Origin of the sequence: Amycolatopsis sp. MEPSY49 (genome assembly GCF_051337345.1) — a bacterium.
In the GTDB taxonomy this organism is placed as follows: Bacteria; Actinomycetota; Actinomycetes; order Mycobacteriales; family Pseudonocardiaceae; genus Amycolatopsis.
The window spans coordinates 83,096-102,184 of record NZ_JBDLYJ010000023.1; the positions used below are offsets into that span (position 1 = coordinate 83,096).

A 19,089-nucleotide genomic window follows, 5' to 3' on the forward strand; every position below is an offset into this window, starting at 1 on the left:
GAGATCCGATCTCTCTTGACTCGACGTCCCGGGGGCGAGTAGATGTTTCCCCAGAGAGCGCTTTCGCTCTCCCCCACCGCTCCGGCGACCAGGGCAGCACGCCGCGCCCCCACCCCAGAGCCGGTCGGGATGCCGACGGACGGCGGATCGGCATCCCGGCCACCTTCTTCACGAGGGGGCACCTTCGAGGAGGTGCCCCCTCGGGGAACTGCCCGCTCACCGGGGCCCGTGCACGAAAGGACGTCGAATGTCCGAGCACCCCCTTCGCCCGACCCGGCGCGCGGTCCTGGCCGGCACCCTGGGCGCGCTGGGCGCCCTGGCCGCGACGGGTCCCGTCGCGCGCGCGGCGGACCGGCTTCCCCCGATCGGCGGCGCGAATGCACCGACGGACTGGTCTCGCGCCGTCATCGACTCGACGATGAAGCGCTACACGCCGGACAAGATCGGCGGCTGGGGCTACACCCTCGGGCTGTACCTCTACGGCCAGTACCTCTTCTACAAGCGCACCGGCGAGAAGAAGTACCTCGACTACATCGTCGTGTGGTACGACCGCTTCATCACCGACAGCGGGATCTCGAACAGCTTCAGCAACCTGGACTCGATGCGCTCGTGCCAGATGCTGCCGCTGCTGTTCGCCGAAACGGGCCGCAAGAAGTACAAGACGGCGGCCGACCAGCTGCGCAAGCGGTTCCCCTCCTACCCCCGCACGTCCGACGGCGGCATGTTCCACGCCACCAGCAAGGTCGGCCAGCTGTGGGGCGACGGCGTCTACATGGCCCAGCCGTTCCTCGCGCTCTACGGCGCGGCGTTCGGCGACGGCGGCTACTGCTTCGAGGAGGCGGCGAAGAACCTCGTCGCCTACTTCAGCCACCTGCGCGAACCGGCGAAGGGCCTGCTGTACCACGCCTACGACGAGGACGGCTCCGAGTCGTGGGCGTCCGGCGCCGGCCACCACTCGAAGTACCACTGGGCCCGCGCGATCGGCTGGTTCGGGATGGCGGCGATCGACATCCTCGAAGTGCTCCCGGCGAACCACCCGCGGCGGCCCGCGCTGATCGAGATCGTCCAGTTCCTGGCGGCGGGCTACCAGCGCTACCAGGACGCCTCGACCGGCCGCTGGTACCAGGTCGTCGACCGCGGCGGCGACTCGAAGAACTGGCTGGAGACGTCGGCGTCGTCGATGTACACGTTCACGATGGCTCGCGGCGTCCAGCGCGGCTACCTGCCGTCGTCGTACCAGGCGGTGGCGGACCGCGGCTACGCCGGCGTGCTGAAGAAGGTGTCCGTCGGCTCGGACGGGCTGACGAACATCACCGACATCTGCGAGGGCACGAACGTCGGCGACCTGTCCTACTACTACGCCCGGGCCCGCAAGACGAACGACTTCCACGGCCTGGGCGCGTTCCTGATCATGAACGAGCAGTACTCGCACTGACCACGCAGGCGCGCCGCAGGAGGGGCCCCGGCTCTCGAGCCGGGGCCCCTTCGTGTCAGCAGTTCGAGCTGGAGCCCGAGGTGTTCACCCGCAGGGCCGAACCCGACGTCGTCGCCGAGTCCTTGAGGCAGTACCCCGTCACTGTCTGGAAGCCGACGTCGAACGGGCTCTTGCTGCCCTTCTCCGCCGTGAAGTGGTCGAACATCACGTCGGAGCTGTTGTTCACGATGCTCGCCGGGCGGCCGTCGTCCTTGGCGAACTCGACCGAGCTGTCCACGAACCTGATGCCCGACGCGTAGTGCACGTACCAGCCGTACGAGGGCCGCGTCCCGATGCTCTTCGGGTTGTAGTCGGTCGCCTCGTTGCTCGGCACGCCCGTGCCCATGGTGCCGTTGCCACCCGGGACGTTCAGGTGGACGCCGGTGAACGTCACGTCGGAGACGCGGTGGGAACCGTCCGCGCCCCAGATCGTCGGGCTGAAGTTCGTGCCCGTGTGCGTGCCGGTGACGTTGTCGAAGGTGATGCCGCTGATCGAGCCGACGCCGGGCTTGTTCCCGCACCGCTTGCGCGTGCCGATCTTCATCATGATCGGCGAGTACGTGCCGGACATCGTGATGTTGCGGTAGTGCACGTCGAAAATCTTCGCGCCGTCCATCGAAACGATGCCGAGGCCCGATTTGTGCGCGCCGGTGATCGTGATGTCCGAGAACTGGTAACCGGTGAAGTCGCCGCACGTCTCGGACCCGAACATCAGCGCGTTGCAGCAAACGGCCGACAGTTTCGCGTTGTTCACCGTCACGTTCCCGTTCGGCAGTTTCGCGCCGAGCGCGTAGTCGCTCTTGAACACGAGTGCGTCGTCGTTCGCCGCGATGGTCGCGTTGGTGATCGTGACGTTCGTCGTGCTGATGATGTTCCAGCCGTCGCGGTCGCTCGCCGTGTCGATCGTCAGGTGGTCGGAGACGACGTTCGTGCAGCCGTTGATCAGCGCCGCGAAGTGCCCGCCGCGGCGCAGCTTGATCCCGGACAGCGTGAGCCCGTCACAGCGGGTGAGCGAAATGATCTTGTCGGCCTCGCCGGACTTCGGGTTGCCGGTGATGAGGTTGCCGCCGCCGTCGATCGTGCCGGCGCCGGTGAACCCGATGTTCGTCAGCTTGTCGCCGTAGAACATCGCGTTGTGGAAGTGGCTGTGGCCGTAGTCCTGGTAGTCGTCGTTCGGGTTGGACTCGGGCTTGTCGTAACTGTCCGCGCTCGACCCGGAGATCGTCGCGCCGGCGTCGAGCTGGATCGTCACGTTGCTCTTCAGGTGGACGGTGTTGGCGGACTTGTAGGTGCCGGAGGTGAACCGGACCGTGCCGCCGCCCGCCGCGTTCGCGGCCGTGATCGCCTTGTCGATGGCACCGGAATCGTTCGTCGACCCGTTTCCCTTGGCGCCGTAGTCCTTGACGTCGTAAACGCCGCCGGGCGCGGCGGTGGTGACGCCGGCTCCGGCCACCACCAGTCCCGCCACCGCGCACGAAATCAGCAGGAATCTTTTCACGGGGAACCGCCTTGTCATGGATTCGGGAAAAACTCGGCATGACGGCGGAGCACTCAGCCTACGAGCGCCGCGAGCGGGGTGTCAAGATCACCCGAAAACCGATCACGTGAGGCCCGGGGGACCCGCGCCACCCCCAGTCGGACGCGGGTCCCCCCGGTGTTCGTGAGGCCGGAAAGCGGTGGGGACACCGGGCCGGCTCCGGTGTCCTTTCAGGATTTTCGCAGTCTACCTTCGCCGGGCCCGGCGAAACCGTGCGTTCGTCATGGTCCGGACCATGAATTCGGCATGATCCGGGTGGCTCAGGCGAACCCTAGCCCGGACGTCAGCAGGTGGAACGCCCGTTCGGCCGCCGCGACGGCCTCCGGGTGCCGCCGCGCCGCCGGGACGCCGGCCGCGACCGCGTCCATGTTCGCCGTGGCGAGGGTCCGGCGGACCGCCGCGATCTGCGCCGCGGCCAGTGCGGAATCGAGCGGCGGGACGCNGCCCGGACGTCAGCAGGTGGAACGCCCGTTCGGCCGCCGCGACGGCCTCCGGGTGCCGCCGCGCCGCCGGGACGCCGGCCGCGACCGCGTCCATGTTCGCCGTGGCGAGGGTCCGGCGGACCGCCGCGATCTGCGCCGCGGCCAGTGCGGAATCGAGCGGCGGGACGCCGGCCTCGGCGAGCGCGGCGGCCAGCGCCGCCTCCCCGGCGGACGCGAACTCCGCCAGCCGGGCCACCAGCGCCGGCGTGCCGGTGACCAGCCGGAACACCGCGAGCACCGCGGGCTCGTCGCACAGGCCGGTGACCGGCGAACGCTCTTCGAGCCCGCGCAGGAACGCCTCCCGCAGGGCCGAGAGCGCGCCCTGCCCGGGCCGGCGCGCGCGGACGACGTCCGCCGCGTCCGTCTCGTGGTCGGCGAACCGGTGCAGCACCAGGTCCTCCTTCGACGGGAAATAGGCGAATAGGGTCCGCTTGGACACCTCGGCCACCCGCGCCACCTCGGCGACCCCGACGGCGTCGAACCCGCGCTCGAGGAAGAGCCCGATCGCCGCCGCCGAGATCGCCGCCCGCGTGCGGAGCTTCTTGCGCTCCCGCAGGCCCAGTTCTTCAGTCACGTCACGCAGCGTAGCGCCCAGGGCTCAGACCTGCTGGAGTCCGGGCTTCCCCGCTTGCACTACGTAGCTGCGGTCGTTTTTGATCACGACCGACGCCGGGTCGTACACGCTGGTGTCGGACGTCGTCATGAAGTCCGCCCGCGTCTGCGACGGCGTGGTCGTGACGCGGACGTACCCGCGCTCGCCCTTGCAGTACTTGACGTGCGGGTTGTTCGCGTACCAGGTCGAGCTCGGTGCGGACGCGGTGTCGCTGTTGCTAGTGACCGACGTCGTGACCAGCTCGGAGCCGATGACCGGGTCGCTGTGGTCGAAGTAGTCCAGCCGCAGGTCGGCCGCCCAGTGCCGGTGGACGTCGCCGGTGAGCACGACCGGGTTGGCGACCTTGCGGTCGACCCAGCCCTGCTGGATCCGGTTCCGGGAGGCCTCGTAGCCCTGCCAGGAATCCGGGCTTTCGCAGGTGGCCTTGTTGCCGTCGCCGTCCCGCGTGGCGAAGAAGACCTGCTGGCCGAGGAAGTCCCACGTGGTCGGGTGCGACTCGAACTGCTTGAGCAGCCAGGCTTCCTCGGTGCCGCCGAGGATGCTGCGCGAGGTGCTGCGCATGTCCGTGCAGGCCGGGCCCGCGTCACCCGACGGATCGGTCACTTGCGCGCTGCGGTACTGGCGAGTGTCGAGCATGTGGAAGCGGGCCAGATTGCCCCAGACGAACTGGCGGTACAGCTGGATCGACGAGCCGTTCGGCTTGGCCGTGGAGCGGATCGGGGTGTTCTCGTAGAAGGCCTGGAACCCGGCGGCCTTGCGCGCGGCCGAAGCCGGTGAAGTGGTGCCGTTCCAGTTGTTCATCACTTCGTGGTCGTCGAACACCACGATCCACGGCGCGATCGCGTGCGCGGCCTGCAGGTCGGCGTCGGTCTTGTGCTGGGCGTGCCGGGCGCGGTACTGCGCGAGCGTCGTCACGTCCTCGGTGAAGGCCAGGCTGCGCGGGTTGCGCTCCTGCGCGGTGCGGCCCGACTTCTTCTCGTAGATGTAGTCGCCGAGGAACAGCACCAGGTCCGGGTCGTCGGCGACGATGCCCTTGTACGCGTGGTAGTAGCCCTCCTCCCAGTGCTGGCAGGAACTGAAGCAGTACTTGAGCTGGTTGACCGCGGCCCCGGCGGCGGGCGCGGTGCGCGTCCGGCCGACCGGCGAGATGTAGCCCGCGCTCTTGAAGCGGTAGAAGTACTCGCGCGCCGGCTGCAGGCCGACGGGTTCGATGTGGACGCTGTGCCCGGCCGCGCGGACCGCGTCCGCCGAACCGCTCTGCACGATCGAGGTGAACGCCTCGTCGTTCGCGATCTCCCAGTCGACCGCGTAGGTCGCGTCCGGCATGCCGCCGAAGCCGTCCGGGTTGAGCGGCGCCGGCGCGAGTCTCGTCCACAGCACCACGCTGTCGGGCAGCGGATCGCCCGAGGCGACGCCGAGCTGGAAGGGGTCGTGGATGGTGGGGGCGGCCGCGGTGGTGCGGGCGTTCGCCCAGGACGGCAGCGCGGCCGACGCCGCGGTGGCGGTGACCGCGGCGAGCCCGCCGAGCAGCACCTTGCGCCGGTTGAGGTCAACCATGTCGGAAAGCCTTTCGGGGAGGGGAGCCGCGGTCAGGCCGCGAAGTCGGTGATGCCGTCGCTGCAGGACAGCAGCGCGGGTTTGGCGGTCGTGTAGTTGGCGACGCAGACCTTGTAGAAGACCCAGCCGCCGTGCGGGACGCTCACGGCCTTGTCCACCGAGGAGCCCTCGCCGCCGGAGTTCCAGACGTAGAACGGCCCGGCGCCGCCCTTGAGCCAATACGCGACGACGGCCGAGTAGCCGTCGGCGTTCTTGTCGTAGACGACGAAGTGCGAGTCGGACGAGCGGTACGTCGCCTCCCCCGCGCAGGCGTCGGCGCACTGGCCGCTGCCCGAGCCGACCCCGCAGTCGGGCGCGATCCGCAGGTCGGAGCCGGTGTAGACGTAGGTGTCCGAGATGTACCCGCCGAGCGCGGGCACGTAGTCCCACAAGGCGCTCGTGCCGTAGGTCCCGGTCACCGAAGTACCGGTGATCTGGCAGTCGATGGTCACGGACGCGCCGTTCGCGACGGTCTTGACGGCCGTCGCGCTCGCGGTGGGCGCCCGGCGGACGTTGAGGGGGTCGCCCGCGGTCTTGACGGTGCCGGTCGCGGCCGCCGACGCCTCGAGCGCGCCGCCCACCGCGAGCGCGCCGACCGTCGCGAGCACAACCCCTAAGCCGGCCGTACGCCGGAGGTTCGAACGCTTCATGGCGGGAGCGTGACCGGGGCTCGTACACGACTCGTACAAAGCGCCCACGGGCCTGCGCAGACACTCCGAATGGATCTAGCCCGTGGGGTCGAACGGGCCATAGCATCCGGTTATGGGGGAACTCATCGGGCAGGTTGAGGCCACCTCGCTTACCATCCGCGTCCTCGGACCGCTGGAGGTCACCGCTTCCGGGCGGGTGATCCCGCTCGGCGGGCCGAAGCCCCGGCTGCTGCTCGCCGCGCTGGCGCTGCAGCCGAACGTCGTCGTGTCCGCCGACGTGCTGGTCGAGGTGCTGTGGCCGGAATCGGCCCCGCGGTCGGCCGCGGCGAACATCCGGACGTACGTCCATTCGCTCCGAAGACGGTTCGCCGAAATCGACCCCGACCTGGGCGAACGGATCAGCAGCCGCGCCTCCGGCTACCTGCTGACCGCGTCCCCGGAAGAACTGGACCACCTCGCCTTCACGACCTTGGCGGGCGAAGCGCAGGAAGCGCTCGACCGCGCCGACGCCGAAAGCGCTCTCAAGCTCCTCGACCGGGCCGACGCGCTGTGGCGCGGCGAAGTCCTCGAAGGACTGCCGCACGACCACAGCTGGGGCGCGACCGTCGCCCGGCTCGCCGAACTCCGCCTGTCCGTCCAGGAACAGCGCCTGCGCGCGCGGATCGACCTCGGCCGCTGCGGCGAGGCCGTCGCCGAGCTGCGCGGGCTGGTCACCGAGCACCCGCTGCGCGAAGAGCTGTGGGCTCAGCTGATCGTCGCGTTGCGCGCGGCCGGGCGGACCTCGGACGCCATCGAAGCGTACGAATCCGCCGAGCGCGTCCTGCGCGAAGAGCTCGCCGCCGAACCCGGCGCGCGGCTGCGCGAACTGCGCGCGACGCTCGTCTCCGAAACCGCTCCCGCCGTGCGCGCGGCGGAGTTCGTCCCGGTCTGCCAGCTGCCGCTGGACCTGCCCGACTTCACCGGCCGCGACGACGTGCTCCGCGAGGTCGTCGGCCTGCTGCGCGAACGCGCGGACTCGGGCACGCCGGCCGTCGTCGTGCTCTCCGGCGCGCCCGGCGTCGGCAAGTCGGCGCTCGCCGTGCGGGTCGCGCACGCGGTCCGCGACGACTTCCCCGACGGGCAGCTGCACGTCGACCTGGCCGGCACGTCGTCGTCGCCGCGCGCGCCGATGGGCGTGCTCGGCGAGCTGCTGCGCGCGCTGGGCATCCCGGACGCCGGCCTGCCGCGCGAACCGGCGGAACGCTCGGCGCTGCTGCGGTCGCGGCTGGCCGGGCGGCGGATGTGCGTCGTGCTCGACGACGCGGGCAGCGCCGCCCAGGTGCGTCCGCTGCTGCCGGGCGCCGGAGCGTGCGCGGTGCTGGTGACGAGCCGGATCCGGCTGCCCGGGCTGGCCGGGGCGAAGCCGGTCGACGTCGACCTGCTGCCCGAGGCGGAAGGCGCGCGCCTGCTGCAGGGCATCGTCGGCGCCGAGCGGGTGGCCGCCGAACCGGAGAGCGCGGCGGCGATCCTGCGCCAGTGCGGGCACCTGCCGCTGGCGATCCGGGTGGCGGGCGCGAAGCTGACGCACCGGCCGGGCTGGACGCTGCGGCTGCTGGCCGACCGCCTGCGCGACGAGCACCGGCGGCTCGACGAGCTCCGCGTCGGCGACCTCGCCGTCCGCGCGAGCGTGACGCTTTCGTACGACCTGCTGCCGATGTCGGCGGCGACGGCGTTCCGCGGGCTCGGTTTGCTCGGGCCGGTCCAGTTCCCGGCGTGGGCGGTCGCGGCGGTGCTGGGCCGCCGGGACGCGGAAGACGTCCTGGACGTCTTGGTCGACGGCCACCTCGTCGAGCTCGTCGGCTCGGATTCGGCCGGGCAGCCGCGCTATCGCCTTCACGACTTGTTGCGCGTGTACGCGGTGGAGCTGGCGGAGCAGAGTGACGCGGCGAAGACGCGTGCCGGGCTTCGGCGGGTTCTGGAGGGGTACCTCGCACTGGCTTTGGAAGCCGCTCGGCGAATGCCGTTGCACTTCTTCGGCATGTACCGCGACGAGGAACTCCCGCGGCCGGAGGTGCCCGCGGACGTGCTGCCGGACGACCCGGCGGCGTGGTTCGCGGCCGAGCGGCACACGAGCGTCCAGGCGGTTTCGCTGGCCGCTTCGCACGGCTTCGACGACCTGGCGTGGCAGCTGGCGTCGGCGTTGACGCCGTACTTCGATCTCCGTGGTCACCAGGACGACTGGCACAGCACGCACACGATCGCTTTGGCGGCGGCCCGCCGGACGGGGTCGTCGCGCGCGGAGGCGATCGTGCAGCGCAACCTCGGGCAGTACCTGCTCTACCAGGACGAATACGCCGAATCGCGAGTGGCGTTCGAGGAGTCGAAGGCGCTGTTCGAGCGGGTCGGCGACGCGCAGGGCGTGGCGATCGCGCTGACCGGGCTGGCCACGATCCTGCGCATCGACGGCGAGGACGGCCTGGCGCTCGATCACTGCCACGAGGCGTTGAAGCTGTTCGCGGAGGAAGGCGACCCGAACGGCGAAGCGGTGGCGCGGCTGGGCGCGGGCGCGGTCTGGATGTCGCGAGGCTGCTACGCGGCGGCGAAGCGCTGGTTCACCGACGCGCTGGAGCTGTCGGCGGCGATCGGCGACCGCCACCGCGAGGCCCACGCGTACAAGCGGCTGGGGTTGCTGTTCCAGCACCAGGGCAACCTGGCGGCGGCCCGCGAGCACGTCGACCAGGCGATCGCGATCTTCACCGAACTGGGCGACGACCACTGCGTGGGGTACGCCAACCAAAACCTCGGCGAGCTGTGCCTGCACAGCGGCGACTTCGCGCACGCGCAGCTGTTGCTGGTGAACTCGCTGTCGGTGCACCGGCGCAACGGCGACCGGCGGTCGGAGGCCGAGGTTTCCCAGTTGCTCGGTGAGCTGCACCGGGCGCTTTCGCAGCCGGAGCGGTCTCGGGACTACTCGGAGCGGGCGTTGGCCATTTGGCGGGAACTTTCGTCGCGGCCGCCGGAGGCCGTGGGCTCGGCCGAGGAGCCGCCGCACATAGTTTCGGCCTGACGCACAACCTGCTTGTACGGATCATGTACGCCGCCCCGGCAACCTTTCGCCACGTTCGAGTGAACGAGTGCGAGAGGAGAACCGGGGATGATCCGGATCAAGAAGGCCGGCCGCGTGACCGCGGCGGTTCTGGCCGCCGGGGCGGTGACGGCGCTGGCCGGAGCCCCCGCCCAGGCCGCGACCAGCACCAGCTGGACCGCCAACCTGTCCACTGTGGACAGCGACGATGTCAACGTCACCGGCGCGGGCGGGACGCTGACCCTGGCCGACGCCGCGTGGCACAGAACCGCGCGGGTCTTCGCGGGCAGCGAAGGCAGCCTCATCACCGCCGAGCACGCGCTCGGCACGCCCGCCAACCGCGTCGACGCGCAGCTGACCGCCGACACGCCGAAGGGCACCTCGGTCGAGGTCGACGTCCGCGGCCGCACCGGCGCCGACGACTGGACCGAGTGGACACCCGCCGGGACGGCGTTCAAGACCAGCGTCAGCTCCGTGCAGGTGCGCGTCGGCCTGCACAGCGACACCGACGGCGTCCGCCCGTCCGTCAGCGGTGTCTCGCTGAGCGCTGCCAGCACCCCGCAGGTGAACGCGCTCGCCGCCACCGCCGCGTTGACCTACAAGGTCTACGGGACCCGCGAAGGCCTCGTCGGCGGCACCACGGCCAACGGCCACGTCATCACCAGCCACGACCACTTCGTCTCCTTCCCCTCCGGGAAGTCGGTGTCCCCCAAGGGAACCGGCAACTACACCGCCCGCGTCTGCCGCACCGACGGCAGCCGCTGCGAGTACGCGCCGGTCTGGGAAATCGGCCCGTGGAACGAGCGGGACGACTACTGGAACCCGGCGTCGGTCCGCTCGGAGTTCAAGGACCTGCCGCAGGGCACGCCCGAAGCGCAGGCCGCGTACCTGCAGGGCTACAACAACAAGAAGGACGACTCCGGCCGCACGGTGCAGAACCCGGCGGGCATCGACCTCGCCGACGGCGTGTTCTGGGACGGCCTCGGCATGTCCGACAACGGCTACGTGAACGTCACCTACCTGTGGACCGGCACCGGCCCGACCGGCACGGTGAAGACCGCCGGCGACCCGATGAACGTCCGGGCGAGCGCGAGCACTTCGGCCACCATCAAGGGGCTCGCGGCGAACTACGCCAAGGTGACCATCGAGTGCTACGTCGAGGGTGACAGTGTCACCGGCACGTTCGGCACCAGCACCATCTGGGACCGGATCGGCCCCGGCCACTACGTGTCGGACACCTACCTGCTGACCGGCTCCGACGCACCGGTCGCGCCGCACTGCTGAACCGCGGCTCGAGCGAGCCCCCGAACGTCGCGTGGCTGACTGCCCTCAACCCGCGATGACGCGAAGGCCCGGTGTCCCCCGCCGGGCCTTCGCCCTTTTCGCGCGGCCGGTGCCGCCCCGAAGGCCGCGCCGGCGGCCGCCGCACTCGGTGACACTCTGCGGTTCGCGCGCGACGTCCTGGCCTCGCTGCCCGACGGCACCGGGGCGATGCTCGCCGGCCTGAACGCTCCGCCGGTGCCCTTCGTGCCGATGGCGCACCACGGCGCGCCCGGGGTGGCGCTGATCGTCGCCGGGTTCGACGGCCCGGAGCGGCACGCCGAGCTCGTCGCGCGGATCCGGGACGGGCTGCCCGCGCTCTTCGAGCTGGTCACGCCGATCCCGTACACCGAGCTGCAGAAGATGCTCGACGGCGGTGCGCCACGCGGGCTCTTCGCCTACGAGAAGTCCTTGTACCTCACCGAACTCTCCGACGACGTGCTCGACGTCGTCGCCGCGCACCTGCCCGGGAAGTCGTCGCCGCTGTCGCTGGTGCCGGTGTTCCCGGTCCGAGGCGCGTTCTCCGCGGCGGTCGCGCCGACCGCGGAGCTGCACGCCGCGGACCGGGCGTGGACCGCGTCCGGACGTCGTACGGCGCGGGGAAGTACGCGCGGCTGCGGCGGATCAAGACCGCGTACGACCCCGGAAACGTGTTCCACCACAATGCGAATATCCCGTCCATCGGGACATGAATTCACAACCTTGAACGACTATCCGCCGGGTGTACAAGCGCCAGTCCGTTGTGGAAAACTTCCGGGAACCCGGAGCATTTCCCCACACGGAATGGCGGTCACCTGTGAGCGTTACCCGGAGAACCCTGCTGACCACCGCGGCCGGTGCCGCGGTGGCGGCGAGCGCCAGCACCCCGACGGTCGCCGCGGCGGCCTCCCTCGATGCCTCCGACCAGGCATCGGTCGCCCGGACGCTCCGCCAAGCGGCCGATTACGCGGTCGCCAAGCTCCGCGCGGTGGCGCCCGGCGTCACCGCGTTTCCGGTCGGCACGAAGTTCGAGAAATGGACCTATTCGCAGAATGGCGACTGGGTCGGCGGATTCTGGCCCGGCCAGTTGTGGCTGGCCTGGCTGCACAGCGGTGACGAACAATTCAAGACCCTCGCGCTGGCGTCCGCGGAGAAACTCGCGCCGCGCCAGAACGACACGAGCACGCACGACCTCGGTTTCCTCTTCTACCCGTCGTGGGTGACCGCGTACCGGCTCACCGGCGACGAAAAGTGGCGAGCGGGCGCGGTGCAGGCCGCGTCGTCGCTGATCAAGCGGTACAACCCGGCCGGGAAGTTCATCCGCGCCTGGGGCGCGCTGACCGACCCGAACAACGCGGGCCGCGTCATCATGGACACGATGATGAACCTCGATCTGCTGGCGTTCGCGAGCAAGCAGACCGGGGATCCGCAGTACCTCGAGATCGCGGTCGCACACGCGAAGACCGCGCAGCGCAACTTCCTGCGGCCGGACGGCTCGACCCCGCACGTCTTCGACTTCGACCCGGTCACCGGCGCGCCGATCGGGCCGAACACGGTGCAGGGCTACAGCCCCGCGTCGTGCTGGTCGCGCGGGCAGGCGTGGGGGATCTACGGCTTCACGACCATCCACCGCCGCACCGGGGACAAGGATTTCCTGACCACGGCCCGGCGCCTGGCGGACTTCGCGTTGTCGCACCTGACGCCGGACCACGTGCCGGTGTGGGACTACCTCGCGCCGCAGGCCCCGAACGACATCAAGGACGCGTCCGCCGGGGTGATCATGGCGTGCGGCCTGCTCGACCTCGCGGAGATCACGCACCGCGCGCAGTACCGCGACGCCGCGCTGCGGATCCTGTCGGCGATCTCGCAGACGTGCCTGACGACCAAGTCGGCGCGGGCCGAAGCGAGCGTCGCGCGCTGCACCCGCAACCGGCCGGCCGAGGACGGCATCGAGGTGTCGCTCCCCTACGCCGACTACTACCTGCTGGAAGGCGTCCTGCGGGTGCTCGACCGGCCGAAGGTCGACCGGGCCGTCGACCTGTCGAGCGTCTGACCCACTGGGGGAGGCCGCCACCTCCCCTAGTGGTGGTGCGCGTGCACCTTCGCGTGGCCGAGGCCGCGCCCGATCATCCACTTGTTCACCGGCACGGTGACGACGAACGCGACCGCCAGGGAAAGCGCCAGCGCCAGCCAGAAGAGGAAACTGGCGAGGCCGGCGTCCATCGCCCCCGGGATCGCCACGACGACCGTGTTGTCGATCAGTTCCATGACGGCGATCGACACGGTGTCCGCGGCCAGCGCGACCTTGAACGCGGCCGCCGCGGACAGCCCCGACTTCAGCACGCCCCGCATGGTCAGGCCGTAGCCGAAGACGAACGCGAGCACGATCGACAGGACGACGGTCGCCGCGTTGTGCAGGCCGAACGCCGTGCCGAGCACCATGCCGAGCACTTCACCGATCGCACAGCCGGTCAGGCAGTGCAGGGTCGCCTGGATCGCTGTCGCCCACGAAGCTCCGCGCTGTTCGTTCATACCGGTGATTATACCCCTTGGGGGTATCTGCGCCAGTGTCTCGCGCGCCACAGCGCGGCCCCTGGCGATTGCTGCCAGGGGCCGCGCCGGGATCGGGTGGCGAGGAGGCGGTCATCCGGTCGGCCTCGGCCTGCCGGGTATCGCTGATCCGCCGGCCATCGCCTTGGCGCCGGCATCGGGGTCGACCGTGCCGGACTTCGAGTAGCGGCCTGCCGTCGCCGGTACACCCCGGATCCCGAGCCACGCCGTGAGCCGGCCGCCGACCCTTTGCGATGCCGTCGGCGAGGGCGATGGCCTGCGCGATCCGGGTGCGTCGCGGGACGAGCGCCGCCATTTCGACGGCTTGCCGGACCGGCAGGAGGACTACAACCGCCGCCGGCACGGCCAGGCATTCGCGCCGGGGAGCGCGGCCGCGCACACGGTCCGGGCGCCATCGTCGCCCACGGTAGCCGATACCGCCGGACCGGCGAACCGCCGCCAGAAATCCACAAGGTAGAACTCACTTCCGTAACCCTTTGCGCACATCCCGTTGACCAGCGTTACGCGGGGCCCTACCTTCCCCCTTGGTCTCCACCGTGCGCAGACCGATCGAAAGTCCTGAGGAATGGGTGGGGATGCGGAGGCCGACGAAGACGTTCCGGCTGGTCGCGACGCTGCTGCTGGGTGCGGCGCTCGCGCTCGGGGGCTGCTCGGAACAGCTGGGCAGCGCGCCCGGGTCGGCGCCGACGCGGATCGCGTTCGTGCCGAAGGTCGACGGCATCCCGTACTTCCAGGCCATGAACACCGGCGGCCTCGAAGCGGCGAAGCAACTGGGCGTGGAGTGGTCCTCGGTCGGCCCGAAGACCGTCGACCCCGACGCCCAGGTGAGCATCGTGCGCGACCTGATCGCCAAGAAGGTCGACGTCATCGTCGTCGCGCCGAACGACCCGGCCGCGCTCGCGCCGGTGATCGCCGAGGCCCGGACGAAGGGCATCCACGTGCTCACCTCGGACACCGACGCGCCGGGCACGCAGCGTGAGGTGTTCGTCAACCAGGCCAGCGCCCAGGGCATCGGCACCGCGCTCACGGACGCGCTGATGAAGCGGACCGGCGGCACCGGCGAGTACGCGATCGTCTCGTGCGGGCCGGCCGCGGCGAACCTCAACACCTGGATCTCGGTCCAGAAGGAGTACGCGGCCGAGCACTACCCGAAGGCGCAGCTCGTCGAGACGCTGTACGCGGGCGAGGACCAGGACACCGCGACGGAACTCGCCAAGGAACTGATGGTCCGCCACCCGGCCCTCACCGGCCTGGTCGGCGAGTGCACGACGTCCGCGCCCGGCGTCGCGAAGGCCGTGCGCGAGCAGCAGAAGATCGGGCAGGTGTTCACCGTCGGCGTCGGGACGCCGCAGGCGATCAAGCCGTACCTGCTCGACGGCTCGTGCTCGCAGTCGGTGCTGTGGAACGTCGAGTCGCTGGGCTACCTGACCGCGTGGACGGCGAAGCAGGTCGCCGACGGCAAGCCGCTCCAGCCGGTCAACAAGGTGAGCCTGGAGTTGCCGGCGGTGAAGTACGACGCCACGTCGAAGACCGTCCTGCTGGGCGATCCGCTGCTCATCACCGCCGACAACGTCGACCAGTTCAAGTACTAGCGCACGTCGATCGTCACCGTCGCGGTGCTCGTCGCCGCCGGGAGCCTGGTCGTGTCGACGGCCAGGTATTCGCCGTCGTCCTGGCGGCCGTCCGGCAGCGTCTTCGGGTGCAGCGCGTACGGCGGGGCCGCGTTCGTGACGCCGTCGATGCCGAAGTCGTTGTCGTTGCCGATGACGAGCGTGCGGCCGCCGTCGGTCGTCGCGACGCCCTCGACCTTGTCGTGGCCGAAGAAGCCGCCGCTCGGGTCCAGGCCGGTGACCAGGGCGCCGAGGTCCAGGTACAGCTTCTTGCGCACCGGCGTGATCCCGGCGGCGGCGAGGTCCTTCGTCGCCTCGGCGGTGGTGTCCTTGCCGACGTAGGCGTCGATGCTCTTGCCGCCGATCAGCACGCCACCCTTGACGGCGTCGTAGCCCGCGGCCCGCGGGCCGACGTCGGTGGCGCCGGTCAGGTCGATCTCGAACAGCTTCTTGTACGCGCCCGGTTCCACCTTGCCGTCGCGTTCGTCGACGAGGAAGCGCGTCGCCGAGAGCGCGGTGATCTCGCTGACCGCGGTGCCCGTGGTGTCCGGGTCGTCGAGCAGGTAGAGGTACTCGTGGGTGGCGCGCGTGCGCAGGTCGACGGTGACGATCCGCAGCGTGGTGACGTTCCCCGGCTTCTTCGTCAGGTCCGGCTGCTGCAGCGCGGACTGCAGGACGCCGACGAGCGTCCGGCCGTCCGGGGTCAGCGCGAGGCCTTCCATGCCCTTGTTCGGCACGCGGTACCTGAGCTCGGCCGGCAGCGAGCCGTCGAACGGCGAGAGCCGCTCGATCGCGCGGCCGTCACGGCCGAAGTGGGTGATGAAGGGGCCGTACTCGTCGGAAACCCAGAAGCTGCCGTCTTTCTGCGCGACCAGGCCTTCGGAGTCGTAGCCGTTCGCGGACTTCGGCAGGACGTTCCCGTTCAGGTCGACGATCTTCTCACCGGTGTCGGCGAGCGGGCTGACCTGGCCGTTGTAGGGGGTGCCGTCCGCGGCGCGCAGCGGGATGGTCTTTTCCAGCACGGCTTTCCCGCCGCGGAACCGGAACTTCCCGATGGCCGGGGTGAAGGCGGGCAGGGGTTCGATTTTGCCGCCGTCGGGCGCGTCGACGTTGGGGCCGCGGTCGGTGAGGCCGTAGAACTCGTCCTCCTCGCCGGGGACCGGGGTGAGCGCGGAGCCGTACGCGCCGCCCTTGATCGGCACACCGCCGATGGTGGCGAGCGGCTTCAGGTCGGTCGGGTAGAGCTTCACGGCGTCGGAAACGGTGTAGGTGAAGGAATCCCGGCCGGTGAACCCCGGGGCAGGGGTGTAGCGGAGGGTGCCGTCGGCGTTGAGGTCGACGGTCCCGTGCGCGGCGCCGGCGTGCCGGACGACAGCGGTGCCGCGGTCGTTGCGGAGCAGGTCCGCGGTCAGGGTCCGCCCGGCGTGGGTCCTGAGGTGGTCGTCCTTCGCCCGGGGACCGTGGTCCCGCGCTTCGGCCGGCCCGGCGGCCAACGGCAGGGCCAGTACCCCGGCAACCAGGGCGATCGTTACCCGCTTCATCCCGTTTCTCCTCTTCCGGCGCGTGGACCGCGCCGGAGGAGGAGTCTCCGTGCCCGAAGTGGACGGTGGCCGGCTTCGAGAAGTCCAGGACGTTAACGAGTCTGGCTCAGCGGTGCCGGCGGCCGTGGGCCACTGCCGCGCCGCCGCCCAGGACCAGGATCAGGGCCGTCAAACCCCAGCGGCGCTTCTCCTGCGTCCGCACTCCCGTGTCCTGGACCACCGGCTCCGGTTCCTCCTTCGGCTGCGCGTGCCGCTTCGACGGCGGTGGCGGAGGCGGAGGCGGCGGCTCCACGGCCTTCGGCGCCGTAGTGGCCACCGGGGTCGGGGCGGGCGTCGGAGTCGGGGTCACCGCCGCCGGTTGCTCCACCGGCGGCGGCTGCGACGGCGGTGGCGGCTCCGGCGGGGTCGAGGAAGTCGGTGGTGGAGACGAAGGAGTCGGCGACTCCGAACTGGTAGGAGGAGGCGGAGGTGGCGGAGGAGCCGCCTCGGCGAAGCACCCCGCGGCGTCCCCGCTCACCAACGCCGGCCCCGTCGACACCTCGACCGCCGCACCCGAGCCGTCCCGGGGCAGCCGGTAGGTCACGCTCCGGCGGCCCGCCCGGTTGGCCGTCGCGTAGATCGCGTCCGGCGCCAGCACCACCGACCCGTACGCTCCCCCGCGCGGGAAGCGCAGATCCGGCACCACCACGACCTTCCCCGTCGCCGGGTCCAACGTCACCACCGAGCTGTCGCCGCGCGAAGTCGTCGACACCCCGTACAGCAAGCCGGAAGCCGAGTCGTACGCGAAGTCGTCGACACCCACCGCGAGCGACACCGGCCGCAGCGGGGTCCGGTGGACCACCCGCACGTAGTCCGGCGACGCCGGGTCGACGTCCACTGTGTACAGGTCGCTGTCCTGCCTCACGTACCAGCGGTTTCCGGCGATCGCGCCCGCGGTAGCGCCGGTGACCTGGCTCCACACCGGACGCTGGGCGCCCGCCCGGCCGACCACCCCGAGGTCCGTCACCGCCCCCGACGCGTCGATCCGCACCGCGTGCGCGCCGTGGTCGTAGCGGCCTCGGCGCGTTCCGTCCGCGACGCCGTACACCACGTCCTGCGCGGCCGAGTACCCCATCGCGTTGATCCAGTACGGGGCCTGGGTCAGGCGTTTCGTGGTCCCGTCGGGCAGGGACAGCAGCCGCAACGTCGTCGGCGCGCCGTCGCGTTCGTTCTCCGCCTGCAGGATCGTGCAGGTGTCCGGGTCCTGCGCCGCCGGGCGCTTCGAGGACGACGCCGGCGCGAGCCAGCCCGTCGCGGCCAGCACCGCCGAAACCGCCGCCGCCACGCCGAGCATCGCCGCCCAGCGGGCCCGCGTGCCGGTCAAGCCAGCCGGTCCAGCGCGCCGGTGAACGCCTCCGCCGGGATCTTCGCGCCCCCGCTGAACGGGTTCTGCAGCTGGTAGATCGCGAACAGCAGTAACGTGATCGTGCCGGCCAGCGTCGAGACGATGATGACGTGCGCCGCCAGCCGCGTACCGCCGAACAGGTTGGGCAGCAGGATCGCGGTGATCAGGCTGCCGAGGATCAGGGCGAACCAGACGACCGCGCCGACCCCGCCGCCGCCCGCGTTGTTCAGCCGCTGCGTGCGGGCCTGGTAGACCGACCAGAGCTGGTTGCTCGCCTCGGTCTTGCGGTCGATCGCCCAGTCGCCGTCGACGTCGGCGGCCGCGACGGCCTGGCGCATCTGGTCCAGCTGCGTCCAGCCCGTGGCGGCGACCTCGCCGCCGTCGGCCAGCCGCGGCCACTCCTGCTCCTCGACCGTCCGCGCGTAGGCGACGGCGAGCTGGTGCACGCGGTCCTTCGTCTCGGCCGGCAGCGCGTCGGCCGCCCAGGTCGCCGCGACCAGGCTGTCCGCTTCGGTCTGCGCGTCCTGGCTCGCCGAGCCGACCGAGTCGAACAGCGAAATGAGCACGAATGCGACGAGCACGGCGTGCAGCCCGCCGACGATGGTGAACACCTGACCCGCCGCGTCGTTGTTGTCGGGCCGCCCCTCGTCCCAGCCGAACCGGCGGACCAGGTACGCGATCACGCCCCCGACGAGGGCCGCGCCGGCCACCCAGAGCCCGCCGGCCACGAAGATGTTCATCCACGTCCTTTCCGCACCGGCGCATTCACGCCAGGATGGTCAAGTTAGTGCACCCATTTCCGGACGGACAACCGGGTATTGTTCGATTCATCCGAGTGGCCTCACCCGGGCCGCGGTTATCGCCGGTTCGGCGCAGTTCACCGGTGATCCGGCGGCCCGCTCGCTCCCCGCAGCGACCGTCGATCCCCTTATGAACTGGGCATCTTCTCGACCGGGTGACGCCCGCGGACGGCGGGTGACGATCAAGGCGAACGCGGTCTCCGAAATCGTCGAAGGTCGAACAGGTGGTTCTCCCGGGGGACCCGATCGTGTCATTGTGCGGGCGGGCGCCGTTGCTATGTTGATTCTTCGTCGCAACCCGGTTTTCCGAATGATGGGGTGGTTTTCGCTGTGACCGTCACCGACCCGGTGGACACCGACCAGGCACCACTGAGCCTCGGCCGGGCCGCCGCCCGCACCCTGGCGACCACGACCAAGTCGGTCCCCCAGATGCAGGGCATCTCCTCCCGCTGGCTGCTCAAAATCCTG

15 protein-coding genes are annotated in these 19,089 nt (G+C 70.7%); 6 read left to right on the plus strand and 9 right to left on the minus strand.

Annotation, left to right across the window (positions count from 1 at the left end):
- Positions 1 to 247: 247 nt before the first annotated feature.
- The gene (locus ABFJ78_RS48400) at positions 248 to 1,435 is read left to right on the plus strand and encodes a glycoside hydrolase family 88/105 protein (protein WP_436394365.1); all 1,188 of its coding nucleotides are present in this window, start codon (positions 248 to 250) and stop codon (positions 1,433 to 1,435) included.
- Positions 1,436 to 1,490: 55 nt separating this feature from the next.
- Here the strand turns inward: ABFJ78_RS48400 and ABFJ78_RS48405 are convergent, their stop codons facing one another.
- The 4 genes from ABFJ78_RS48405 to ABFJ78_RS48420 all read right to left on the minus strand — a co-directional run bounded on the left by ABFJ78_RS48405 (position 1,491) and on the right by ABFJ78_RS48420 (position 6,352).
- On the minus strand, positions 1,491 to 2,972 hold the full coding sequence (locus tag ABFJ78_RS48405; protein ID WP_436394367.1) for a glycoside hydrolase family 28 protein: 1,482 nt from the start codon (positions 2,970 to 2,972) through the stop codon (positions 1,491 to 1,493).
- A 225-nt stretch (positions 2,973 to 3,197) separates the two neighbouring features.
- Complete coding sequence (locus ABFJ78_RS48410) at positions 3,198 to 4,067, minus strand: TetR family transcriptional regulator (protein ID WP_436394369.1); 870 nt, start codon at positions 4,065 to 4,067, stop codon at positions 3,198 to 3,200.
- 24 nt (positions 4,068 to 4,091) lie between these two features.
- Positions 4,092 to 5,663: an alkaline phosphatase D family protein gene (locus tag ABFJ78_RS48415; protein WP_436394371.1), complete on the minus strand. Its 1,572-nt coding sequence runs from the start codon at positions 5,661 to 5,663 to the stop codon at positions 4,092 to 4,094.
- Between the two features lie 32 nt (positions 5,664 to 5,695).
- Positions 5,696 to 6,352 carry an SH3 domain-containing protein gene (locus tag ABFJ78_RS48420; RefSeq protein ID WP_436394373.1) on the minus strand — a complete coding sequence of 219 codons (657 nt, stop codon included), beginning with the start codon at positions 6,350 to 6,352 and terminating at the stop codon, positions 5,696 to 5,698.
- Between the two features lie 112 nt (positions 6,353 to 6,464).
- Here ABFJ78_RS48420 and ABFJ78_RS48425 point away from each other — a divergent pair, with 112 nt between their 5' ends.
- Together ABFJ78_RS48425 and ABFJ78_RS48430 are read left to right on the plus strand one after the other, a co-directional pair.
- Entirely contained in the window at positions 6,465 to 9,398 is a 2,934-nt protein-coding gene (locus ABFJ78_RS48425; RefSeq protein ID WP_436394375.1) for a BTAD domain-containing putative transcriptional regulator, read from the plus strand.
- An 87-nt stretch (positions 9,399 to 9,485) separates the two neighbouring features.
- Positions 9,486 to 10,700 carry a hypothetical protein gene (locus tag ABFJ78_RS48430; RefSeq protein WP_436394377.1) on the plus strand — a complete coding sequence of 405 codons (1,215 nt, stop codon included), beginning with the start codon at positions 9,486 to 9,488 and terminating at the stop codon, positions 10,698 to 10,700.
- A gap of 45 nt (positions 10,701 to 10,745) precedes the next feature.
- Here the strand turns inward: ABFJ78_RS48430 and ABFJ78_RS48435 are convergent, their stop codons facing one another.
- Positions 10,746 to 11,198 (minus strand): hypothetical protein, encoded by a 453-nt coding sequence (locus ABFJ78_RS48435; RefSeq protein WP_436394379.1) that lies wholly within the window; start codon positions 11,196 to 11,198, stop codon positions 10,746 to 10,748.
- A 107-nt stretch (positions 11,199 to 11,305) separates the two neighbouring features.
- On the opposite strand from ABFJ78_RS48435, the gene ABFJ78_RS48440 reads away from it, so the two are divergent.
- On the plus strand, positions 11,306 to 11,428 hold the full coding sequence (locus tag ABFJ78_RS48440) for a BBE domain-containing protein (protein ID WP_436394381.1): 123 nt from the start codon (positions 11,306 to 11,308) through the stop codon (positions 11,426 to 11,428).
- Positions 11,429 to 11,532: 104 nt separating this feature from the next.
- The gene (locus ABFJ78_RS48445) at positions 11,533 to 12,768 is read left to right on the plus strand and encodes a glycoside hydrolase family 88 protein (protein WP_436394383.1); all 1,236 of its coding nucleotides are present in this window, start codon (positions 11,533 to 11,535) and stop codon (positions 12,766 to 12,768) included.
- Positions 12,769 to 12,794: 26 nt separating this feature from the next.
- Here the strand turns inward: ABFJ78_RS48445 and ABFJ78_RS48450 are convergent, their stop codons facing one another.
- Positions 12,795 to 13,247 carry a DUF4396 domain-containing protein gene (locus ABFJ78_RS48450; RefSeq protein WP_436394385.1) on the minus strand — a complete coding sequence of 151 codons (453 nt, stop codon included), beginning with the start codon at positions 13,245 to 13,247 and terminating at the stop codon, positions 12,795 to 12,797.
- A gap of 608 nt (positions 13,248 to 13,855) precedes the next feature.
- Between ABFJ78_RS48450 and ABFJ78_RS48455 the strand changes: the two genes are divergently transcribed.
- Complete coding sequence (locus tag ABFJ78_RS48455; protein ID WP_436394396.1) at positions 13,856 to 14,878, plus strand: autoinducer 2 ABC transporter substrate-binding protein; 1,023 nt, start codon at positions 13,856 to 13,858, stop codon at positions 14,876 to 14,878.
- On the opposite strand, the gene ABFJ78_RS48460 is transcribed toward ABFJ78_RS48455, so the two are convergent.
- The 3 genes from ABFJ78_RS48460 to ABFJ78_RS48470 all read right to left on the minus strand — a co-directional run bounded on the left by ABFJ78_RS48460 (position 14,875) and on the right by ABFJ78_RS48470 (position 18,561).
- Positions 14,875 to 16,437, minus strand: coding sequence for an esterase-like activity of phytase family protein (locus ABFJ78_RS48460; protein WP_436394386.1), 1,563 nt, complete (start codon positions 16,435 to 16,437; stop codon positions 14,875 to 14,877). The two genes, ABFJ78_RS48455 and ABFJ78_RS48460, sit on opposite strands and share 4 nt — an antisense overlap.
- Before the next feature lie 106 nt (positions 16,438 to 16,543).
- On the minus strand, positions 16,544 to 17,800 hold the full coding sequence (locus ABFJ78_RS48465) for a DUF6923 family protein (RefSeq protein ID WP_436394388.1): 1,257 nt from the start codon (positions 17,798 to 17,800) through the stop codon (positions 16,544 to 16,546).
- Entirely contained in the window at positions 17,797 to 18,561 is a 765-nt protein-coding gene (locus tag ABFJ78_RS48470) for a hypothetical protein (protein ID WP_436394390.1), read from the minus strand. The genes ABFJ78_RS48465 and ABFJ78_RS48470 overlap by 4 nt, the downstream gene beginning before the upstream one ends.
- Positions 18,562 to 19,089 lie beyond the last annotated feature (528 nt).

Coding starts and splice junctions, on each gene's coding strand:
- ABFJ78_RS48400 (WP_436394365.1), top strand. CDS start 248: ATGTCCGAGCACCCCCTTCGCCCGACCCGGCGCGCGGTCCTGGCCGGC.
- ABFJ78_RS48415 (WP_436394371.1), bottom strand. CDS start 5,663: ATGGTTGACCTCAACCGGCGCAAGGTGCTGCTCGGCGGGCTCGCCGCG.
- ABFJ78_RS48420 (WP_436394373.1), bottom strand. CDS start 6,352: ATGAAGCGTTCGAACCTCCGGCGTACGGCCGGCTTAGGGGTTGTGCTC.
- ABFJ78_RS48425 (WP_436394375.1), top strand. CDS start 6,465: ATGGGGGAACTCATCGGGCAGGTTGAGGCCACCTCGCTTACCATCCGC.
- ABFJ78_RS48430 (WP_436394377.1), top strand. CDS start 9,486: ATGATCCGGATCAAGAAGGCCGGCCGCGTGACCGCGGCGGTTCTGGCC.
- ABFJ78_RS48450 (WP_436394385.1), bottom strand. CDS start 13,247: ATGAACGAACAGCGCGGAGCTTCGTGGGCGACAGCGATCCAGGCGACC.
- ABFJ78_RS48460 (WP_436394386.1), bottom strand. CDS start 16,437: ATGAAGCGGGTAACGATCGCCCTGGTTGCCGGGGTACTGGCCCTGCCG.
- ABFJ78_RS48470 (WP_436394390.1), bottom strand. CDS start 18,561: ATGAACATCTTCGTGGCCGGCGGGCTCTGGGTGGCCGGCGCGGCCCTC.